At 70.1% G+C, this 22,287-nt stretch carries 9 protein-coding genes and 2 pseudogenes; 5 read left to right on the forward strand and 6 right to left on the reverse strand.

Annotated features, from left to right (window positions below; genetic code table 11):
• The first annotated feature begins 87 nt into the window (after positions 1 to 87).
• On the forward strand, positions 88 to 2,412 hold the full coding sequence (locus tag ACQPZG_RS00380; RefSeq protein ID WP_433543715.1) for an MMPL family transporter: 2,325 nt from the start codon (positions 88 to 90) through the stop codon (positions 2,410 to 2,412).
• A 183-nt stretch (positions 2,413 to 2,595) separates the two neighbouring features.
• Here ACQPZG_RS00380 and ACQPZG_RS00385 read toward each other — a convergent pair whose 3' ends face one another.
• On the reverse strand, positions 2,596 to 10,149 hold the full coding sequence (locus tag ACQPZG_RS00385; RefSeq protein WP_433543716.1) for an SDR family NAD(P)-dependent oxidoreductase: 7,554 nt from the start codon (positions 10,147 to 10,149) through the stop codon (positions 2,596 to 2,598).
• 254 nt (positions 10,150 to 10,403) lie between these two features.
• Between ACQPZG_RS00385 and ACQPZG_RS00390 the strand changes: the two genes are divergently transcribed.
• On the forward strand, positions 10,404 to 11,540 hold the full coding sequence (locus ACQPZG_RS00390) for an SDR family oxidoreductase (protein WP_433543717.1): 1,137 nt from the start codon (positions 10,404 to 10,406) through the stop codon (positions 11,538 to 11,540).
• A 674-nt stretch (positions 11,541 to 12,214) separates the two neighbouring features.
• On the opposite strand, the gene ACQPZG_RS00395 is transcribed toward ACQPZG_RS00390, so the two are convergent.
• Positions 12,215 to 13,789 carry a GMC oxidoreductase gene (locus ACQPZG_RS00395; RefSeq protein ID WP_433543718.1) on the reverse strand — a complete coding sequence of 525 codons (1,575 nt, stop codon included), beginning with the start codon at positions 13,787 to 13,789 and terminating at the stop codon, positions 12,215 to 12,217.
• A 650-nt stretch (positions 13,790 to 14,439) separates the two neighbouring features.
• Positions 14,440 to 14,554 (reverse strand): annotated as a pseudogene (locus ACQPZG_RS00400) (30S ribosomal protein S14); the annotation flags it as partial.
• Between the two features lie 25 nt (positions 14,555 to 14,579).
• On the opposite strand from ACQPZG_RS00400, the pseudogene ACQPZG_RS00405 reads away from it, so the two are divergent.
• A pseudogene (locus ACQPZG_RS00405) lies at positions 14,580 to 14,705 on the forward strand (30S ribosomal protein S18); the annotation flags it as partial.
• Positions 14,706 to 14,830: 125 nt separating this feature from the next.
• On the opposite strand, the gene ACQPZG_RS00410 reads toward ACQPZG_RS00405, so the two are convergent.
• The 3 genes from ACQPZG_RS00410 to ACQPZG_RS00420 all read right to left on the reverse strand — a co-directional run bounded on the left by ACQPZG_RS00410 (position 14,831) and on the right by ACQPZG_RS00420 (position 17,719).
• Positions 14,831 to 15,142, reverse strand: coding sequence for a hypothetical protein (locus ACQPZG_RS00410; protein ID WP_433544574.1), 312 nt, complete (start codon positions 15,140 to 15,142; stop codon positions 14,831 to 14,833).
• A 641-nt stretch (positions 15,143 to 15,783) separates the two neighbouring features.
• Complete coding sequence (locus ACQPZG_RS00415; protein WP_433543719.1) at positions 15,784 to 15,966, reverse strand: DUF5302 domain-containing protein; 183 nt, start codon at positions 15,964 to 15,966, stop codon at positions 15,784 to 15,786.
• Between the two features lie 94 nt (positions 15,967 to 16,060).
• Positions 16,061 to 17,719 carry an ABC-F family ATP-binding cassette domain-containing protein gene (locus tag ACQPZG_RS00420; RefSeq protein ID WP_433543720.1) on the reverse strand — a complete coding sequence of 553 codons (1,659 nt, stop codon included), beginning with the start codon at positions 17,717 to 17,719 and terminating at the stop codon, positions 16,061 to 16,063.
• A gap of 573 nt (positions 17,720 to 18,292) precedes the next feature.
• Here ACQPZG_RS00420 and ACQPZG_RS00425 point away from each other — a divergent pair.
• Together ACQPZG_RS00425 and ACQPZG_RS00430 are read left to right on the forward strand one after the other, a co-directional pair.
• Entirely contained in the window at positions 18,293 to 18,520 is a 228-nt protein-coding gene (locus ACQPZG_RS00425) for a hypothetical protein (RefSeq protein WP_433543721.1), read from the forward strand.
• Positions 18,521 to 19,370: 850 nt separating this feature from the next.
• Positions 19,371 to 22,277 (forward strand): hypothetical protein, encoded by a 2,907-nt coding sequence (locus ACQPZG_RS00430; RefSeq protein ID WP_433543722.1) that lies wholly within the window; start codon positions 19,371 to 19,373, stop codon positions 22,275 to 22,277.
• Positions 22,278 to 22,287 lie beyond the last annotated feature (10 nt).

The raw sequence follows: 22,287 nt of genomic DNA on the forward strand, positions 1-22,287 counted from the left end.
GGTGATGCGCTGCACCAGACCCATACCATTACTCCTTGAAGTCTATTGACTACTTACCGTGGTTGAGTTTAGGAGAAGAGCAGCCTCATGCCACCCGCCACTCCGCGCCCGCAGCCTCCCGTCGACGTCGGCGCCGGCCCCCGGGGGGACCGGCAGATGCCGCGCGTGGTGGGCATGGTCATTCGTCGCCCGCGCCGCGCCGCCGCCGCCGGCCTGTTCGCCGCTGTGCTCATGGGGGCGGTTCTGCTGCTGATGCCCGCGGGCCTGTCCCCCGGCGGTTACGTGGCACAGGACACCGAAGCCACCCGGGCCGACGCCCTGTTGGCACAGCGTTTCGGCGCCGGGCTGCCTGACCTCGTCCTGCGGGTGCGCAGCACCGCGCACGCCGACGATCCGGTTGTCGCCGACGCCGGACTGCGCCTCGTGGAAGACCTCGCCCACCGGCCCGGTGTTCAGCATGTCTTCTCCTACTGGAGCGAGCAGGACCCCCGGCTGCTCTCCCGCGACCGCCGCAGCACCTTGGTGACCGTGGACCTCGCCGGCAGTGAGGCGCAGGCGGTGGAGACCGCCCGGATGCTGGTGCCCCAACTCTCCGGCCGGAAGGGGCCCTTGACCCTCTCCGCGACGGGGGCGTCCTGGACCAGCGTGCAGGTCTCCCAGCTCAGCCAGTCGGACCTGATCAGAGCGGAACTCTTCGGCGCGCCCCTGGTCGTGCTGGTACTGCTGCTGGTGTTCGGCTCGGTGGCCGGGGCCCTGCTGCCGGCCCTGGTCGGCGGCCTCGCCATCGCCGGAACGCTCGCCGCTCTGCGGCTGATCGCCCCCCACTACCCCATCTCGGTGTTCGCCCCCAACCTGGCCGTGGCCCTGGGCTTCGGCCTCGCCGTCGACTATGCCCTTCTCGTCGTCACCCGCCACCGCGACGAACTGGCCACCGGAGCATCCGTACGCGTCGCGGCGACCACCACCATGCGGGCGACCGGTCGCGCTGTCTTCTACTCCGCCGCCACCATCCTCACGTGCCTGGCCGCCCTCCTGCTCTTTCCTCTGCCCTTCCTGCGCTCCCTCGCCCTGGCCGGCATGCTCGTCGTCGCGCTGTCCGCCGCCGCCACGCTCCTGCTCCTGCCCCCCGCCCTCCTGCTCCTGGGCGAACGTCTGCGGCGCCCCGCCTCACCCCCGCATCCCTACCGGAAGGGCTGGGCACGCCTACGCCCCACCGCCCCCTGGACGCGCCTGGCCCGCATCGCCACCCGCCGTCCCGCACTGTCCGCGAGCTGCGCCGCCGGGGTACTCCTGTGCCTCCTGCTGCCGTTCGCGCACATCAAGTTCGGGCCGGCGGACGCCCGCGTCCTGCCCGCGGACGCAGAAGCACACGCCGTGTCCCGTCAGATCAGCACCGAGTTCGACGTGCCCTGGAACCGCACCCTGCAAGTCCTGCTCCCGCACACCGACGCCATCGACCGCGAACAACAGGTACACGCCTACGCCCGCCGCGTGTCCGCCCTGCCCCACGTCCGCATGGTCGACGGGCCCACCGGCACCTACCGCAGCGGGAAACAGCACAGCAGCCCCGGCCCGTCCGCCGCCTTCTACACCGCGCCCGGCGCCACCTGGCTCGCCGTCGTCGCCGCAGAACCGCCCACTCAGGACGCCACACTGATCGACCGGCTACGCGCTCTGCCCGCGCCAGGTACCCACCTGGTGACCGGGGAACCCGCGCGTCAGGCCGACACCGAAACCGCCCTCGCCGAACGTCTGCCCCTCGCCGCCGGCTGCGTCACCGCGGCCGTGGGTCTGCTGCTGTTCCTGCTCACCGGCTCCCTCGTCCTGCCCCTCAAAACCATCATCGTCGGGCTCCTCAGCCTCGGCGCCACCTTCGGCGCCCTGGTCACCGTCTTTCAGGACGGACACTTCCTCACCCTCATCGGAGGCGGCCCACCCACCGGCGAACTCATCCTGCCCGTTCCGCTCCTCATGTTCTGCGTCGCCTTCGGCCTCGGCATCGACTACGAAGTCTTCCTCCTCGCCCGCATCCTCGAAGAACACCACCACGGCCGGCCACTGCACGATGCCGTCGTCACCGGCGTAGCCGCCACCTCACGCATCATCACCACCGCCGCTCTGCTGGTCGCTCTCGCCCTGCTCCCCCTGATCACCTCTCAGCTCACCATCCTCAAAATGCTCGGGCTCGGCCTCGCGCTCGCCGTTCTCGTCGACGCCACCCTGGTACGCGGCGTTCTCGTCCCCGCCGTCATGTGCCTGCTCGGCCGCGCCAACTGGTGGGCACCCGGACCCCTGACCCGCTGGCACCAACGCCATCCGGCACGGGTGCATCTCCCACCGCCGGCATCCGTCCCCGCCACTCGCGGCCACGACCGCCACGAGACAGCGTCGGAGGACACAGCGATGAGGTGATCCGAGAATTCCGGCACGGCGTGGCGAAGTTCCGGCTGCGGAGAGAGGCGAGGTCCCCGCGCTTCGTTTGCACGAAGCGCGGGGACTGCCCGCCGGTGCTGGGTCGTGGTCGGCCGACGCCTGTCCTGAGAGCCGTGGCGGAGGAGGGCGGTCGCGACGCTGGTGAGGGGTGTTCTCGGGACCTCAGCGTGTGGTGAGAGGCTGCTCCGTTTCGGCGCTGTGGTTCTGGTGCGGGATGGTGGTGTCGGGTGCGGAGGTGTCGGTGGCGCCCAGACCGAGCCTGAGGTGGAGCGTCTGCGCAACGTCGGCGAGGGTGCCGGAGCTGCTTCGGAGCAGTTCCATGGGCGGAATGTCCACGTGGAAGCGCCGGTTGAGTTTCACGAGGAGCTCGGTTGCCATCAGCGAATCGAGGCCGTAGGACTCCAGTCGGTGGTGCGGGTCGATGCTTTCGACGTCCATGTGCAGGATGTCGGCCAGAATCCCGGCGAGACTGTGGCACAAGTGGTCGAGCGCCTCCTTGCCCGACATCGCCGACAGGGTGGTCAGTAGCTCTTGTCCGTTGGCCTCCCCGCTCTCGCTGCTTCGAGGCATCAGGGGCGAGAGCCTGGGGGCGGTGGTGGACGGGCACATCCGCAGTTCCGGCCCCCAGTCGCTGCGGGCGACGCCGGCTACTTCGGCGTTCGAGGCCAGCAGCGCGGTGGCGGCGACGAGTGCTTCGTCCGCAGGCATCAGGCCGAAGCCGAGGCGTTCCACGGACTGGGTCAGTCCGTTGCGCGCCACGTAGCCCACGCCCGCGATGGCTCCCCAGGCGATGGCAAGGCCGGGAAGCCCGTCTTGGCGGCGGCGCCGGACGAGCGCTTCGAGGTAGAGGTTGCCGGCTGCGTAGGGCGTCTGCTTGATGTTGCCGAGCGTGCCCGACTCGGAGGAGTACATCAGGAACAGGTCGCATTCCCGGTCTCGGAAGAGGGCATCGAGAACGGCCCCTCCCGTGATTTTCGGGGCCATGACGGCGGCGATCCGCTCGTCGCTCAGGGCGGTGAGCGGGGCGTCGTCCAGGTGCATGGCACAGTGCACCGCGCCGCGCAGGGGATGTCCGGTGGCGTCGATGTGGGCGACGACAGTGCGCATGGCGTCCAGGTCGGTGACGTCCGCCGCAAACACGGTTGCTGTCACCCCTCGTGCGGTGAGCGCGGCCAGCACGCCGTCGCATTCGGGAGCCTGGCTGCCGCGGCGGCTGACCAGGGCGACATGGCGGGCTCCCAGGCCGGCGAGCCACTGGGCGGTGGCGGCGCCGAAGCCGCTGGTGCCTCCGGTGACGAGGTAGGTGGCGTTCTCGTCCAGCCGGGGGGCGTCCCATGAGCGCTCCACCAGAGGTGGTTCGTCCAGGGTGTCGAAGGCGACGACGACCTTCCCGATGTGGCGCGAGTGCTGCATGAGCTTGAAGGCTTCGTCGACCCGTGCGGCGGGGTACACCGTATGCAGCAGCGGGCGGTACGTGCCGTCGTGGATCGCCGTGCTGAGTGCGGCGCTGAGTGCGTCGGATTCCTGTGTGTCGTCGAGCACTTTGGTGAGGTCGACGCCGAAGAAGGCGATGTTGTTGCGGAAGGGCCGCAGCGACAGCGGTTTGTTCTCGTAGATGTCCCGCTTGCCCAGTTCGATGAACCGGCCGCCGGGGCGCAGGAGTTCCAGGCTGCGGGCCATGGCCTCGCCGGCGAGCGAGTTGACGACGACATCGACGCCCCGCCCGTCGGTGATCTGCTTGACCTGGGCGGCGAAGTCGAGGGTGCGGGAGTCCAACACGTGCTGCACGCCCAGGCTTCGCAGCAGGTCTCGCTTGAGGTCGCTGCCCGCCGTGGCGATCACGTGCACCTGGTGGCCACGCGCGTACTCGATCGCCGCCAGGCCGACTCCGCCGGCCGCGCCGTGCACCAGGACTGTCTCGCCGGGGCGGAGTTGGGCGAGCCGGTTGAGGCTGTAGTGGACCGTGGCGTAGGCGACGGGCATGGTGGCGGCGTCGGTGAAGGGCATGCCAGGAGGCAGCTTCCATACGGCGCGGGCGTCGGTCACCGTGTGCGAGGCCAGAGTGGCCGGTGCCAGGCCTGCCACCCGGTCCCCCGGCGACAGGCCGGTGGCTCCTGGGCCGCAGGCGATCACCACGCCGGCGCACTCCAGGCCGCATCCCTTGGCCGAGTGGGTGCCTTCGATGGCTTCTTCGGGCAGCAGCCCGACACTTTGCATGATGTCGCGGTAGTTGAGTGCCGCAGCACGTACTTCGATCAGGACCTCGCCGGGTCCCGGCTCGGGAAGCCCCTTCTCCTGCCAGGCGAGCTGGTAGGAGAGGCCGGGGTTGTCCACCCTGAGGGCGAAGGGGGAGCTGCCGTCCCAGGGCTGGGCGGTGGGGCGGGGTACTTCGCGGGGTACGAAACGGTCCTCGGCGGTCAGCAGGATCTCGTCCTCCTGCGTGGGCTGCCACAGTTCCTGGGCGATCCGGCGGGCGTCATGGGTGACGTCCGTGGTGCGTTCCAGGCTGATGCGGCGGCTGCTGAGCCCGGACACTTCGTTGACCAGGCTGCGGGTCATCCCCCACAGGGCGGCGTCGAGTTCGTGGGTGACGCGCAGGGAGGGGGCGCTGCCGCAGGGCCGGGTGACCAGCCACAGTTCGGGCGGCGTGCTGCGCGCCGTCGTGGCGATCGCTGCCGTGAGCGCCCTCAGGGCCCCCGCCCGCCGGCTGGCGCGCGTCGTAAGGTCGGCCGGTGCGTCGGCAGCCACATCGGCCAGGAGCAGGATGACCGCGGTGCGTTCGGCGGGCGACTCGTCGCGGGCACCCTGGAGTACTTGTGTCCAGACGTTTTCGTCGTCGGTCATGGTCAGGGTGCGAGCCGTGCTGGTGCCGTCGGTGAGGCGGGCTTGCAGGGCCAGCGCCTGCTCCTGTTCGGCGGCTGTCTCCGGTACCACGACGAAGGCCGTGGCGCTGGGGGGCGTTGCCGGTGCGGGTGGCTCGGCCGCTGTGGTGGAGGGGACTGCGGCGAGCAGGACGGAGAGGCTGTCCTGCAGGGGGGCTGTGTCATGACCGGTCTGCAGGACGTCGGTGTAGCCGCAGCGGTTCAGCAGGTCCGGCCACTCCTCGCGGGGTAGCAGGAGCGACTCGGGCCGCAGTTCGGTGTCGGTGTTGCTGTAGAAGCTGTCCAGGAAGCCGAAGTAGGGCAGGAGGTCCAGCGGGTCATGTGCCTCGGTGGCCAGCAGTTGTCCGCCGGGCGCCAGGAGCGTGGCCACGTTCCTCAGTGCGTCGGCGAGGTCCGGTGCTGTGTGCAGGGCGTGTCCGGCGACGACGAGGTCGAAGCTGTGCGCCGCGAATTCTTGCGCGGTGGGGTCCTGGGCGAGGTCGAGGGCACGGTAGTCGACGAAGTCGTAGGAGGCGAAGCGGCTTTTCGCCCGCGGGAAGAAGAACGCGGACACATCGGTGAAACAGTAGTGAGTGCGCTCACGCGGCAGTAGCGGAAGCAGTGCCGCAGTGGTGGCCCCTGTGCCGGCGCCTACTTCGAGGATCCGCAGAGTGCGTCCTTGCGGCCACGCGGCGACGATCTCACGGAGGAGGGTCTGAGCGAGGCGGCTGTGGAACCGCGTCACGGGCAAGAGGTCGTAGAAGTGTTCCAGAGCCTGTGCTGCGTGGTCGGTGACCAGCATGTCCAGGGGGTCCGCGTCGCCTCGCAGGAGGGCTTCGCTCATGCCGGCGTGGCGGGCGGCAAGGCTGTGCCCGGCGACCGCCGCCGTATCGAGGGCCACGATCTCACGAGCCGCCTGGGCAGCGGTGATCTGTCCCGCCGTAAGGCGCCACCGGTCGGATCCGGTGCGGGTGAGCAGGCCGAGATCCTCCATCATCGGGATGAGCAGCGCGCACAGCCGCCGGTGCTTGTCCAGCACCCCCGCGGCCACAAGATCGTCCAGGGAGAAGGAATGAGCGGGGTCGGGCAGAAGGCCGGCGAACACGGTCGCCATCCGGCCCGCCACCCACTTCCGCACCGCCACCAACGCTGATCCACTGGCAGCGGGCAACTGCCGACGCAGGGCGGCGAGGTGCGGCTCTGCTGCTCGGCCGATGTGCTGCGGAGAGGGCAGCGGGGAGGGGGCGGCCGGGCTGTTGGTGTGCGGCGCTGCGCGCAGTTGCGTCTGGTGGACCGTGACGGGCGTACGGCGGGTCGCTGCCACGCGCCGCAGGCGGCAGCCGTCGAGTTGCGCGACGACCCGTCCGTCGTCGCTGGTGAGGGTGATGTCCCAGCAGACCTCGTGCGGGGTGCGGCTGCGTTCGCGCACCCGTACCGCCCCGGTGGGCGGGGGCTCCTCCCAGATCCGCAGGGTGCCGATGGCGGCGGGCAGGAACGCTGCTCCGTCGTCCGCGAGGTCTGCGAGGAGTGGTGCGCCGGCTTGCAGGGCGCCGTCGAGCAGCGCCGGGTGAACGCCGAAGGGCCGGCCCGGCGTGTCGTGCCGGAAGCGGGCCAGCACCTCGCCTTCACCGATGTCCAGTGAGGTGAGCACCTGGAAGGCGGGCCCGTAGTCGAGGCCCGCGGCAGTGCAGGCGGCATAGTGGGCGGTGCCGGTGAGGTGCTGTGGGCAGCGGTCGGCCGTCTCCTGCAGGTCCAGGTCGGCGGGCCGGGGCTGCAGCAGGGCCCGTACCTGGGCACGGACGTGGGGGCGTGGTTCTTGGGTGCGCGCGGTGGTGCTGGTGATGGTCAGCACGCCGTCGTCGGGATGGAGGGCTGTCTGAACGCTGGTGGCAGGTGCCTCGGCCCAGGGCACGACCAGAGCGGACTGGATGTCCAGATGCAGGACCTCGACGGGTCCGCCGAGGGCCTCCCGTCCGGCGGCCAGGGCCATTTCGGCATAGCCGGTGGCCGGCATCACGACCGAACCGGCGACGCGGTGGTCGGCGAGCCAGGGCACCAGGCCGGGTTCGATGCTGCCTTCCCATACGGGGTGCGGTGCGGTGAGACGTCCACCCAGCAGCGGGTGCACCAGGGGACCGCTACGACCCCATACGTGTGCGTCTCCGGCCCAGTGGCGCTCGCGCTGCCAGGGGTAGGCGGGCAGGGCTGTCACCCGTCCGGCGTGCGGGAAGTAGCGGTCCCACGGGGTGTCGGCTCCCGCGGCGAGCAGTGTGGCGGGCACGGACGCCAGGGCGCGGGACCCGTCGGTGTCCCTGCGCAGCGTCGGCACGATGACCGTCCTGCTGCCGGGGCGGGTGCCGGCGATGCGCTGCAGGTAGGTGCGCAGCACGGGGTGGGGGCCGATCTCGACGAAAACGTCACCGCCCTCTTGTGCGGCCTGCTCGACGGCGGGGGCGAACAGCACCGGACGCCGCATGTTGTGCCACCAGTGCTCGGCGTTCATGTCCCTGCCGAGCAGTCGGCCGCCGGTCACCGTTGAGTACAGGGTGATCTCCCCGTCGCCGGGCGTCAGGCTCCGCAGGGCTGCGGTGAGGGGCCCGGCCTGGGAATCCATGGCCCGGCTGTGGAACGCGTAGTCAAGGCTCAGATCGCGGAAGAATACTCCGCGGCCGGCGAGTTGACCGCCCAGGGCGGCCAATGCGTCGGCTTCGCCGGCGATGGTGACGTCTTGGGGGCTGTTGACCGCCGCGATCCCCAGCGCCTCTCCCCAGGGGGCGATCGCTGCGGCTGCTTCTTCGACGGTGAGACCGACGGCTGCCATACGGCCCGAGCCCGCGGTCGCTGCTTGCGCCCGGCTCCGTTCGGCGATGACGTGTGCGGCCTGGGCGAGGCTCAGGGCACCTGCGGTGTGGGCGGCGGCTACTTCTCCCACGCTGTGGCCCAGCACCATGGCGGGCGTGATTCCGCGGTGACGCAGTACGGCCACGATGCCGACCTGCACGGCGAACAAGAGCGGCTGTGCGACCTCGGTGGCCTCCAGCCGCCAGGTGTGAACGGGTGTCTGCAATTCCTCGGCGACCGACCAGCCCAGCCGGGGGGCGAGTTCGGCGTCCACCTCGTCCACCGCCGCGCGGAAGACGGGGTCCTCGCGCAGCAAGTCACTCCCCATACCAGCCCACTGCGAGCCGTTGCCGTCGAAGACGAACGTGATCTGTCCGCCGGAGGCGGCCTCGGCCACGGCCGCCGACACCTCCGCAGGGAGGCCGGCCGTCTGCGCCACGCCGGTGTCCAACTGTGCGGCCAGGGCGGCGAATCCCTCTGTCGCTTCCCGTGGCGTGCGGGCGAAGACGGCCGCACGGTGTTCGTGCAGGCCACGACGCCGACAGGAGGTGTAGGCCAGATCGTAGAAGTCGTCGTCGGCACAGTGTGCGAGACGCTCGGCCATGGCTGCGGCGGCGGCCGACAGCGCGTGGGGTGTGCGGGCGCTGGCCAGCAGGGGCAGGCCCTCGGGCGGCGGCTGTGGCGCAGTATGAACGGTTGCGGCGGGCGGGGCGGCGGTGAGGGCGACGTGGGCGTTGGAGCCGCCGAAGCCGAAGGAGTTCACGCCCACGACCGGCCGGTCGGTGACCGGCAGTTGCTGCTGCTGGTTGGTCAGGCTCAGGCCGAGGCCGGTGAAGTCGATGTCCGGGTTGGGGGTGTCGGCGTGCAGCGAGGCCGGGGCGATGCCGTGCCGCAGTACCAGCAGCGCTTTGCACAGGCCGGCGATGCCCGAGGCGGGTTCGAGGTGTCCGAGGTTGGTCTTGACCGAACCGATGGGCAGCGCGCCGGTGATGCGGCGCACCCCCAGCGCCCGGCCGATCGCCTGGGCCTCCAGCGGATCCCCGGCAGCGGTTCCGGTGCCGTGGGCCTCGAAGTAGATCACCTCGTCCGGGCCGACACCCGCGTCCGCGTACACGCGGCGCAGCAGCTCCTCCTGCGCCCGGGCGCTGGGCAGCGCGATGCCGGTGGTGCGCCCGTCGCTGTTGGTTCCGCTGCCCAGGACGACCCCGAGAACCCGGTCGCCGTCGGCCAGTGCATCAGCAAGCCGCTTGAGCACGACCAGACCGCCGCCCTCGGCGCGTACGAAGCCGTCGGCCTGAGCGGAGAACGCGGCACAGTGTCCCCGCCGGGACAGCATCGACGCCTGGGAGAACCCCACATAGTGCAGGGGGCTGAGCAGCACATTGGCGCCGCCGCACAAGGCCACCCTGCTGGTGCCCTCCCACAGGGTGTGACAGGCGCGGTCCAGTGCCACCAGGGAGGAGGAACAGGCGGTGTCCACGGCCATGCTCGGGCCACGCAGGTCGAATGCGTGGGACAGGCGGTTGGCGGCGAGTGAGGAAGCCGCCCCCAGCATCGTGTACGGGTTGATGTTCTCCAGGGTCAGGGCCTGCTGTGCCCCGTAGGTGGCGTCGGAGATGCCGATGTAGACGGCTGTGTCCGTGCCGGCGAGGCGGGCGGGGGCGATGGCGGCGTCGTCCAGGGCTTCGGCGGCAAGTTCCAGCAACAGGCGGTGCTGCGGGTCCATCTGCGCGGCTTCCTTCGGGGAGATCCCGAAGTACCCGGCGTCGAAACCCGTGATGTCGTTGAGGAAGCCGCCGGCCGCGGTGTAACTGCGGCCGGTGCGGGCCATGTCGGTGGTGACGAACCGGCGTGCGTCGAAGCGGTCCTCGGGAACTTCGCCGACCATGTGCCGCCCGTCGCGCAGGGCGTCCCACAACCCGTCGAGATGGTGGATTCCGCCCGGCAGGCGGCAGGAGATGCCGACGACGGCGATTGATCGCTCGGGGGCATCGGGGGCTGGGTACTGCGGCATCAGCGGCCTTTCACTGCAGAGGCAGGACAGCAACGCAGCGTAGCCCTCAGTCATCGAACTTTGCACACAGAGTGACCACTGCAGAGGGGGTATCCGGGAAACCTCCGAAGGAGTGACGGTGGCGGAAACAGTGCCCTTCACTCGCGCGGATGGTTGTGCGGAGCGCGTCCCGAGCTGCGCTCGGCCGCCGGCCCTCAGCGCGTAGCATCCGGCTCCCCGGCCCACGGGACCCGTCCTCGCAGAAGGAGCCCTTCTTGTCTGTCCTGCTGACCGGTGCGTCCGGTTTCCTCGGCTGCCGTCTCCTGCGCGAGCTGCTGGCCCGGGGCGAGAAGGTCACCGTTCTGGGACGGGGAACGCCCCATGAACTGCGCACCCGTGTCGAGGCAGCGGTCCAGTGGCTGGCCACCCCGCTGCTCGACGCGCACGCGATGGCCGCCGTACGCTACGTCAGCGGTGACTTGGTGCAGCCGGGTCTGGGCCTGGACCCGCAGGAACGGGCCCGGATCACCGAGGGCCTGACCACGCTGTGGCACTGCGCGGCCCTGGTCGTACTCGAAGGTGATCCGGCACCGCTGCATCACGCCAACGTCATCGGCACCCGCCATGTCCTCGAACTCGCGGACGACGCCCCAGGCGCTCGGCTGCTCTACGTGAGCACCGCCTACGTCGCCGGAAAACGCAGCACCGGCCACATCATGGAAGACGACCTCCAGGACACCAGCGGCTTCCAGATCCCGTACGAGGAGTCGAACTACACCGCCGAGCGCATGGTCCACGCCTGGGCAGCCGGCGGACATCGGGACGCGACCGTGTTCCGGCCCAGTTTGCTCGTCACCGACCGGCCCGCCCCTCAGGGCCTGCCCGGCCAGCCCACCGATGTCCTGCTGCGCCTCATGCACCAGATCATGGGCAACGGCCCCGACGCAGGTGCAGCACTGCCCACGCAGCTGCACGCGCCGCGCCCCTCGGCCGCATCCTTGCGATACCGCATGCAGGGAGACCCCCTCGGCAGCCTCAATATGCTGCAGGCCGACTACGCCGCCCACGCCATGGTCCTGGCCGCCTCACAGACCGCGCCTGCCGCAGGTGTTCGTACGATGCACGTCACCCACCCGCACAACGTCACGTTCCAGACCGTCGCCGAGGCCCTTGAGACACGCTTCCCAGGACTGGAGGTGAGCATGACGCCGACGTTGCACCGCCCGACGCCGCTGGAGAAACTGGCGGCGGACTTCGCCGCCAACCCGCTCGCCTACAGCACCCACCGCCGCACCTACGACCGGACCAACCTGCTTGGCGCCGTGGGGACTCTCCCCGACCCTGACCTCGTCGACCACGCCTATCTGAGCCGTGCCTTCGGCCGCACTCCCGCCTCCGCCGCAGCGGGGTGAACAGCCGGTGGCCTGCGCGACGCGGAGTCTCTGCCCCGCCGCTGCGCAGGGGCGAAGCAAAGACCTGCACGTCCGGCATCGGCCGGTTTCCGACCGCCCGCACGTGAACCGGCGGCCGCTGCGGACATCGGCAGGGCACCCGCCCCGAGGCAACAGCACTCGGGGAACCGAACAGTTGAGACCGCGGACGGGGAGGGCCGGGCTCCCGGGAGAAGTGAAGTGGTAGCCCCGCGTTCGCCCCGGGGGACGCGGGATCACCGGCGCTCCGCCCTGTCGGGAACGCGCACCCACGACCGTACGGACACCCACACCCACACCCAGCCGCACGGGACGTCACAGGAACGCGTACGGGCGACCACCCGTCAGGACTCACGACCCGCTGCGCCGGACACCGCGCAAGCCCGCGCACTCTGAGGAAGACCTCGACCGACAATGCTGACGGCCCGACCGGGGGACGCGGCCCTGCTGCCCTCAGTCACCCGCAGGCTCTTGCCCCGGGCTCGGGACACCGGATCGTCGAGAGCCAGAGGTCCAGTGTCTTCGCCACGTGGGTTCCGACAGCTGAAGACCTCGGTCACGACCTCACCCAGCTCCATGGTTTCGGCGGCCAGAACGCCGCCCTCATCCGCACCATCGCGTAGCCGGGACTGCGGGTCGCGCTCCAGGAGGCTCCGTCAGCCACCGGCGGTGACGATGCCGGCGAGGGCGTGTTCGGCGAGGGCGGCGATGGTGAGGGAGGGGTTCGCGCCGCCGACGCTGCCCGGCAGCAGCGATCCGTCGACCACGTACAGCCCGCGGTGGCCGCGCACCCGCCCGTACAGGTCGGTGCAGTGGCCGATGACACAGCCGCCGACAGGGTGACCGGTGAACTGGTAGGGGTTGCTGAGTGTGAGGGGCAGCGTGCCCGGGTTGGCGGCGGCGACGCGGCCGCTGTGGGCCCGCAACGCGCGGGCGGCCGCGGCCGACTTCTCGGCGGTCCAGTCGGCGAGGCGGACGCGGCCGGAGGCGCGGTCGTAGCGGAAGGTCCCGCGGTGGTCGTGATCCACGGTCATTCCGAAGGTGACCAGCGCCGGGAGAGCCGAGTAGGTGGGCAGCACCCAGCTCTCCACCAGGAGCGGAAGTCCGAAGTCGCGGTGCAGGAACGCCGCCGAGGCGCTCGGTGAGCCCTGGCTGCCGCCGTGGAAGGCGAGGGGCTGGCTGCGCAGATTCAGCTGATCGCCGTTGTCGCCGAATCCGGTGCCGATACCGGCGGGCAGGTCGGGCAGGTCTCCCCGTTCGCGGGCGGCGACCAGCAGTCGGTTGGTGTTGAGGGTGCCGGCCGCCACGAAGAGCATCCCGCAGCTCAGCTCAAGGGTTTCGAGGACCGTTCCGTCGGCGTCGAGACGGCGGACCCCCACGAGATAGCCGCCACGCCTCCTGCGACGCAGGGAGATCACTTCGTGCAGGGGGCGCAGCCGGACACGGCCAGTGGCCACGGCGGCGGGTAGATAGCTGCGGGTGAGGGACTTCTTCGCGCCGTTGCCGCAGCCGAAGTCGGAGTTCCCCACGGTGGCGGAAAGCGGTGCGGTGCCATCGAGTTCGGCGCGGATGGTGGTCCAGTCGAAGGTCGAGTCCAGGGGGAAGGTACGCAGTCCCGCGCGGTGCAGCTGCCGGTCCCACAGCCTGGAGTGGGTGAACCGCGCGGAGCGGTAGACGTCATCGGGCATACGGGTTGCGCCGAGCATGGCGCGTACCTTCGGGAACCACTGCCGGTGGAACGCCTCGTAACGCAACGCGCCCGGGTAGAGGGACTCGAAGTAGCGGCGGGGCGGGGCGAGGGTGACGCCCGTGTAGACCACCGATCCGCCGCCGACCGCGGCGGCGCAGGCGATGTCCAGCCCGGCTTCCTGGGACACCTCCATGACACCGAGGTTCGGCCGTACCGGCAAAGGAAGCATCGCCGGCCACCGCGTGGTGTGGCGCCGCCAGAACATGGTGTTGGTGATGCCGTGCGCCGAGCCGAAGAGATGACGCTCGGGGGCGACGGGCCACTCCCGGCCGCGTTCCAGTACCAGCGTGTCGATTCCCGCCTGCCCCAGACGCAGCGCGGCCACGGAACCGCCGAAACCGGAGCCGATCACGATCGCACGGAAGTGCCCGCGGCGGACGTCACGATCCGAGCGACCGCCGGATGCGGCGGCCGCCTCGGCGAACGCAGCCAGAGAGCCGCTCGCCGCACAACCGATCAGCCCACGACGCGACACAGACATGGGGTCCTCCAGGGGTGACACGCCACGAGACACAGGGCGGCTCATGCCGCAGACGAGGGGCCCGGTTTCAGGGTCGTGACGGGCCCCTCGAACAGACAACGACCTCACCGCGCGACCCGACACGGGTAAGCCTCCTGCGGGCTTTGACCCCTGCTGTCGTACACACGAGTGCTGTTGTGCACACGAGACAATGGCTCCTGGGGTTCTTGAGGCTACCGAGCACGGGAGACCGGTACTTGCAAGATCGCCGACAGCGTCAGGTACTCGGCTGCGGTCACGGGGACGCGGGTGCTCTGCAGGAAAGGACTTGCAGTGCAGCGGGCCTCGTCCAGGCCGGGCCACGACGCCCCCACGGGTGACGATCGAGGTGGACGGCTTGCAGTACCGCGTCCCCCAGCTTCTGCCGAAGGCGTACGAGCGGCCTGCTCCGCCCCGAAGGCTGACGTCGGCATGACCCTCGCCCCCTCGGAACCCTGCCTCCTCAGCGCGCCGCAGGAATCGTCGGGGCACCGGACTCTTCGTCCCGCCGGGACAGCGGAAGTCCGGGTGTCGCTGTCAGCGGCGTGAGCGGGATCCACCGCGGCGCCGCGTGCACGAAGATGCAGCCGCGCCCGTTTCCGTCTCCGCTCGCCGTAGGAGTGGCACGGCCACCAGGAGGACTTGGTGACCGGGCAGGAAACCGGCGTGGGCCTGCTCACGCACGCGGATCCGTGACAGGCCCAGCCTCCGGAGGCGGCCACGCGGTCGCCCGTCCCACGCTGTCCGACCGTCACCTCACAAAAGGAGCACCATGGCCCGCCGTCAAGACCCCGCAAACCGCGGAAGTCCCGTCCCAACCCGCTGGACGCGGCCGGCATCACGTACATCGACTACAAGGACGCCCACCTCTTGCGGAAATTCATCTCCGACCGTAAGTACGCAAGTCGACAAAGAAGCGATCGCTACCCTGCGCACGCCTTTTGCAGGAATTACGGGGGCACAAGAAATGCACCCTTGGAAGCAAGGGCGCATTTCGCTTTCAGGGGGAGTGACGAGAAGCGGTCAGTGGTCGTCCCAGTGACCGTCGTGAGGGGCGTGCCTGTGACCGTCGTGCACGTAGTCGAGGTGGTCACCATGAGGAACCGCCACATGCCCGCAGCCCTCGCCGTGCAGATGAGCGTGCGCGCCATGCTCCCGATGACCCTCGGCCTCGCACTCGTCGGCGTGGTCGTCGTGCTGACGGTGCAGATGCCCGTCGTGTACGTAGTCGACGTGGCCGTCGTGGGGAACGGCCATATGTCCGCACCCTTCGCCGTGCGTGTGATCGTGTCCGGGATGCGGCTGATGCTGCAAAGATGTTGCCACTTCACTCATCTCCATGGATTCGGACCACCGCCCGCTCGCGACGGCGGCCTGACCGCTTCTCATTTCCGCCTCGCGTACAAAGGCTGCCACGCGGGGCGCGTATCGGCAAACAGGCCAACGGCACAGCTTGCTGTCGACAATGATTTTCGATGCTGTATCAGAGAATGCGGTTCACCAATTCCGGCCGATGCGTGCGGTCGGTTTCGTGACGGCACCTCGGTGTCGGCCTTCCGCGGTCGGCACATGAAGCGATGAATTTCCGATTCGGGTCTTCCGCGGTCAGCCCGAAAACGGAAAACACGAAACGGAAAACACCCTCCCTCCCCGGCCTGTGCAGCCGCCCCTGGTCGACACGCAGGCACCCTGCTTTCCCGCAGGCCAAGCTCTCCCACTTCGAGGTGAAGAGACGACGGCGACACTCCGGACCGTGGGGAGCAGTGGTGGGCCGAGTGTTCGTGAACGTGTCGTCGTCAGGCCGTCGTCGGGCACGCAGCCTGCCGCTCGCGTCCTCTCCACCTTCACGGGGATCGGTTCCATGCCGGTCCAGCAGCGGTGGAGGTGTGCGTCATCCTCCGTGAAGGGTGAGGCAGCGGTGACACGAAGGAAGGGACGCCCCGGGGCGTCCCTTCCTTTCGGCAGGCGTGTGCGGCTCATCCAGTCTTGCGGCGGAACTGCCGCTTGCCTCCGGCGGGATGGGTGCCGCCCTTGGTGCGGGCCAGGGCATTTTCGTGCGCAGTGCGGGACGCCGGGTGCGGGCCCTTGCGGGCGAGCGCTTCCTGGAACTTGCGCTTGGTCTCGTCCTCGGTCGCGTTGCTGTGCGGAATGGCGGTCATGTAGGCCTCCTGGTGTGATCCGCTGGAAAGTCGGCGTGCTGCCGGACGTGATGTCCGCCGGTCGGGTGGTGGTGCATCGCCCGGGGACGTGGCCTCAGCCGGTGATGGGTTCATCGCGCACCTCCTCCGGTGTGGTGTCGCGGAGTTCTCCGTCGAGCACGAGCCAGCGGGTGATGCCGATCGAGTCGAGGAACGGCACGTCGTGGCTTGCCACGATCAGCGCGCCTTCGTACGACTCCAGGGCAGTCGTCAACTGGCGGACGCTCGCCATGTCGAGGTTGTTCGTCGGCTCGTCGAGCATCAGCAGCTGGGGGGCGGGCTCGGCGAGCATGAGGGCGGCGAGGGTGGCGCGGAACCGTTCGCCGCCGGAGAGGGTCGCCGTCTTCTGGTCGGCCCGCGCGCCCTTGAACAGGAAGCGGGCCAGCCGGGCACGGATGTGGTTGTTGGTCGCGCCGGGGGCGAACCGGGCGACATTGTCGGCGACGCTGAGTTCGTCGTCCAGGACGTCGAGGCGCTGCGGCAGGAAGCGGAGCGGGACGTGTGCCACCGCTTCACCCTCCAGGGGCGCCAGTTCCCCCGTGATGGTGCGCAGCAGCGTGGTCTTGCCCGCGCCGTTGCGTCCGACGAGCGCGATGCGCTCCGGGCCGCGTAGCTCGAACTCCCCCTGTACACGCGCCCCGTGGACCAGGTGGAGATCCCTGAGGGTCAGTACGGTGCGACCTGGCGGCGGGGCGGTGGCGGCCAGGTCGATGTGGATCTCGGCGTCGTCGCGGACCGCTTCCACCGCCTCGTCGAGCCGCTCCTTGGCTTCGGTGAGCTTCTCCTCGTGCATGACGCGGTGTTTGCCCGCGGCGACCTGGGCCTGCCGTTTGCGTTCGCCCATGACGATCTTGGGCTCTCGTTTGGTGTCCCACATCTTCTGTCCGTAGCGCTTGCGGCGCGCCAGTTTGACGTGGGCGTCGGCCAGTTCGCGTTTCTGCTTCTTCAGGTCGGACTCGGCCACTCGGACCATCCGCTGGGCCGCTTCCTGTTCGGCGGCGAGAGCCTCCTCGTAGGCGGACAGGTTGCCGCCGTACCAGATGATCTCGCCGCTGCGGATGTCGGCGATCTGGTCGACGCGGTCGAGGAGTTCACGGTCGTGACTGACGACGATCAGCACTCCGGACCATGCCTCGACGGTGGCGTACAGCCTTCGCCTGGCCCGCAGGTCGAGGTTGTTCGTCGGTTCGTCCAGGAGCAGGATGTCCGGGCGTTCCAGAAGCAGCGCGGCCAGCCGCAGCAGGACCGACTCGCCGCCGGAGACCTCGCCGAGGGTGCGGTCGAGGCCGATACTGCCGAGGCCGAGGCTGCTGAGCAGGGCGATCGCGCGTTCTTCGACGTCCCAGTCGTCGCCGACGACGGTGAAGTTCTCCTCTGTGGCCTCCCCTGCCTCGATGGCGTGCAGGGCGGTGCGGGTGGCGGCGATGCCGAGGGCTTCGTCGACGCGCAACTGGGTGTCGAACGTGACGTTCTGCGGCAGGTAACCGAGGGAGCCCGCCGTGCGCACGGTGCCGGAGGACGGGGTGAGCTGTCCGGCGATCAGCTTGAGCAGGGTCGACTTCCCTGATCCGTTGAGGCCGATCAGGCCGGTCCTGCCCGGTCCGAAGGCCACCTGGAGGTCTTCGAAGACGGGTGTGCCCTCGGGCCAGGTGTAGTGGAGGGCGGTGCAGGTGACGGAAGCGGCGGAGGTGGGAAAGCCGGGGTACACAGACATGGGGGCCTCGCGGTTGCTCGTTCGAACGTGATGGGGCAACGCATTCGAGACACCGGGGCGTGGCGACGGCAGGGGAACGGGTGGACCGCTGCCCGTGGAGGGGGCTCTGCCGGACTTGAGGGGGGGAAGGACCCTGGGAAGGGACGTCTCGCTCATGTCGAGGTCGCACACACACGGACTGACGCATCGCCGACGGAAGCGGCGTGTCATGCGGGTCACAGCGGTGTCTTCAAGACCTCAGACGAGCAACGTCCTACTCCGATCGACGACAACAGGATCGCTATACAACGTATGGGAGGGGGGAGGAGTTGTCAACGGTGTCCCTTTCCTCGTGCGTTGTTCCGGGCCCGCCCCTCCCTGAACGAAGGGCCCGCCTCTCCCTGCACGAAGGAGCGGGTCTCCCTGCACGAAGGAGCGGGCGGGCGGGCGGCGTGCCTGACCGGAGTCAGGTGGTGGCGTAGCGGCCGATGGGGTGGAGCAGGCCCAGACGGGCGCGCGGAGGGTGCGGGGTGGCTGCGGGCCGGCGGTGCCGCGCGTCGCGGGGGCCGTGGTGGGGAAGGCATCGCGAGGGCCGTGGTGGCAACAAGGGCGTCGCCGGGGCCGTCGAACTGGGCGATCCTGGGCGACCGCGCCGTCGGCGCCGGAGATGGCGAGCAGGGCCGCCGGGGCTGCCCCCTCCAGCAGGCGTACCAGCGCCCTGGCATCGGGCACGTGCTCCTGTACGGGAGCGAGGCCCGCGTGGTCGTCGAGCAGGACCACGTCCGCAGCGGCGTCCAGGGGAGTGTGGCCGGTCCGCAGTGACTGTGACGGCGTTTCTGTGACAGTGACGGCGTCTGGGCGCGTCCGGGATGCCGGCGGCCGGGAGTGCGCGGCCAGGGAGCGCGGTTCCTTCACCGTGCGGCCATGGACTCCGCTCCGATGCCCGAGGTGGGGCGGCGGGCGATCGACCAGTGTGCCTCGGAGGTCGTACAGAACTGCCAGGAGGTGCTGCGGTGTACGCCGGGCCCGACCCGGCGCACGCCTGGAAGCGGATGGCCCTGTGCGGGGTCACGGACGCGGCGGACACCACGGACATGGTGGCGGTGGCCATGCTGATCGCCGCGTACTGCGAGCGCACGGCATGGCATCTCGCACGTTGCAGTGCTACCTCCAGGTCGGGCGACAGGAGATCCGGGCTCACGGCGCGCAGGAGGGGAACGCTCGCACGTGGAGGACGTGCGGGGCGAGGTGCTCTCGTACGAGGCGATGCGGGCGTCGACGAACCGGACGCGGCACCACCAGGGCCGACGGCAGGTCGAGCAGGCGCAGAGTCCCGAGTGTCGCGCGGTCGCGGGGCGCCCGGGTCCGTGGTGTCAGGCCGGGGATGTCCAGGTCGGCGGTGTCCCTGCTCCGTGGTGGCTGACTCGAGGGCCGAACAACGCCGAGAGAGCGTCGGTACACAACTCGGCGGCATGCACCCACGAAGGAAGCTCTGGGGTCCGAAGAAGAGGGCCCGCAGAGCCGGCCCAGACCCGCCGATCACATGGTGTGCGACATCAAGCCGACCCTCCACAAATGCGCCAAACCAAGCCGTCCAGCATTGAAAGCAAGGCGGTCAGCCCCGTGGTGAGAAACAATCACCGGAACAAAGGGGTACGCGAGGAGGGCGGCTGTGCCGCGCACTGAACGGCCGTTGGAAGACGGGGACAGCCCGGAGCTGAGGTTGGCGGCAGCCCTGCGGCAGCTGCGGCAGAAGGCGGGAAGTCCCACCTACCGGACCCTGTCGCAGCGCTCCCACTACTCCGTCACCACGCTGTCCCACGCCGCGGCAGGCCGCAGCCTGCCCTCGCTGCCGGTCACCCTCGCCTACGTCCTGGCCTGCGACGGAGTCGTGGAGGAGTGGGAGCGGCTATGGCACACCACCGCTGCCGAAGTCGCCGCGCGCGACGCCCCGGAGGAGCGCGACAGCCCCTGCGGCACACCCGTCGGCGCCCCGTATCCAGGACTCGCCGCGTTCCAGTTGGAGGACGGCGAAAGGTTCTTCGGCCGCGAACAGATGACGAACGCCCTGGTGCGCAGTCTGTCGACGCGGCGGCTCGTGGCGGTCTTCGGAGCCTCCGGTTCGGGCAAGTCCTCCCTGCTGAGAGCCGGACTGCTGCCCAGGCTGTACGCGGAGGCCGAACCTGGAGCCGTGGTGTTCCTCACTCCGGGCCCGCGCCCGCTCGAAGAGTGCGCGGTCACGCTGGCCGGGCGGCTCGGGGCCACGGCCGGGGCGCTGCACGCAGAACTGGCGGACGACCCCGCCAACCTGCACCGGCTTGTGCGGCAGTTGCTCGCCGAGCGGCCCGCCGCAGCCGAGGCGGTCCTCGTCGTCGACCAGTTCGAGGAGGTCTTCACTCTGTGCCCGAGCGAGGAGGAGCGGGCCCTTTTCATCACCGCTCTGTGCCTCGCGGCGCAAGCCCCCAACAGCCGCTGCCGCGTGGTGCTCGGCGTACGCGCCGACTTCTACGCCCACTGCACGCACTACGCGGAGCTGGTCGCCGCACTGGCCGACAGCCAGATCGTCCTCGGTCCCATGACGGGCGAACAGCTGCGCCAGGCGATCGTCCAGCCCGCCGCGCGCGCGGGGCTGAGCGTCGAGGCCCCGCTCGTGGCCTCGCTCATCGCCGAGTGCCACGGTCGCCCGGGAGTGCTCCCCCTGCTTTCGCACGCCCTGCTGGAAACCTGGCACAGGCGCCGGGGAAACGCGCTCACGCTCGCAGGACACCAGGCCGCGGGCGGCGTGGAAGGCGCCCTCGCACGGACCGCGGAGTCCTTCTACACCTCACTCACGCCTGCCCGCCAGCAGTTGGCCCGGCAGCTCTTCCTGCGGCTGACCGCGCTGGGTGAAGGCACCGAGGACACCAAACGACGACTGCTGCGCGGGGAACTCGACCTCGACAAGGACACCGCCGCCGTCCTGGAGCAGGCTGCGGGCGCCCGTCTGCTCACCGTCGACGACCTGCACACCGAGATCACCCACGAGGCGTTGATCCGGTGCTGGCCACGTCTGCACCAGTGGCTGACAGAGGACCGCGAAAGCCTCCGCCGCCACCGCAGACTGACCGAGGCGACCCTGCTCTGGGACTCGCTCGACGAGGACCCGGACGCCCTGTACCGCGGAGGGCGCCTCGCGATGGTCAAGGAATTCCTCGTGGAGCCACCGCTCTCCGGCACCCTCAGCGCCCGGGAACGCGCCTTCCTCGACGCCAGCTTGGCGGCCGAGGAGGACACCGAACGCCACACCGCCCTGCAGACACGACGGCTGCGCCGGCTCGTGGCCCTGCTGACCGCCATGGCTCTCCTCGCCACCGGCGCGGCGGCTTACGCCCTGCACGTCCAGCGGGAGGTCACTCAGCAGCGCAACGACGTCCTCTCCCGCAACGTCGTGACCGAGGCGAGCCTGCTGCGGGACACCCAACCCGCCCTGTACGCGCGACTGATGACCGCGGCCTACCGTCTGTCACCGACCGCGGAGGCTCGCGACGGCCTCCTCGACGCGGCCGCCACAGCGCTCCCCGGTCATGTCCGGGGTGTCTCCGCGGTCGCGTTCGATCCGTCCGGGCGCGGGCTGGCGACGGGAGGAGACACCGTGCGGCTGTGGAACGTCCCCCCGTCCGGGCCGCCGCTGAAGGCTGGAGAGGCGGTAGGCGGCGGTCCGGTGGCATCCATGGCGTTCTCTCCGAACGGCCGCACCCTGGCCGTGGGGGGCTTCCGTCACCGGACACAACTGTGGGACGTGTCCGACCGTCGGCATCCCGCGCCGGTCGCCACTCTCGCCGGACACACGGATGTGGTCTTCGCCGTCGCCTTCAGCCCTGACGGGCGGACCCTGGCCACCGGCAGCTACGACCACACAGTCCGCCTGTGGGACCTCACCACGCGCTCCCGCCCCGTGGTCCGAGCCGTACTGACCGGCCACCGACTGAATGTCAAAGCCGTGGCCTTCAGCCACGACGGACGGTACTTGGCGACCGGAGGCGATGACCGCACGGTGCAGCTGTGGGACGTGACCCGGCCCGGTACGCCGGTCAGGTCAGCGGTCCTCACCGGCCATCGCCACTTCGTGACGTCCCTGGCCTTCGGCCCCGGCTCCCGCACCCTGGTCTCCGGAAGCGACGACCACACCGTGCGACTCTGGGACGTCTCCGACCCTCGGCGCCCAGCCGTGCTCCCCGTACTGACCGGCCACACCGAAGTGGTGATCTCCGTTTCGCTCAGCAGCGATGGACGGCTTCTGGCCTCGGGGGGTTACGACGGTGTCGCCCGGCTCTGGGACGTCACCGACCCGCGCCGCCCCCGGCCTGCGGGAGTACTCAGTGGCTCCGGAGGTGCCCTCAACGAGGTGGTGCTGTCGCCGGACGGAGGGACCCTGGTCACGGGCAGCGAGGAAAGCGACACACGGCTGTGGTCGACGAATCCGAAGGAGGCGCTTTCCCGGATCTGTGCCCGAAACCCGACCCCTCTCACCCGTACGCAGTGGGACCGCTACTTCCCTGACGTTGTCCACAGCCCGTCCTGCCCGGCGGACCGGAGGTGACGTTGTCGCG

It is taken from the genome of Streptomyces sp. CA-294286 (genome assembly GCF_050947155.1).
GTDB lineage: Bacteria > Actinomycetota > Actinomycetes > Streptomycetales > Streptomycetaceae > Streptomyces.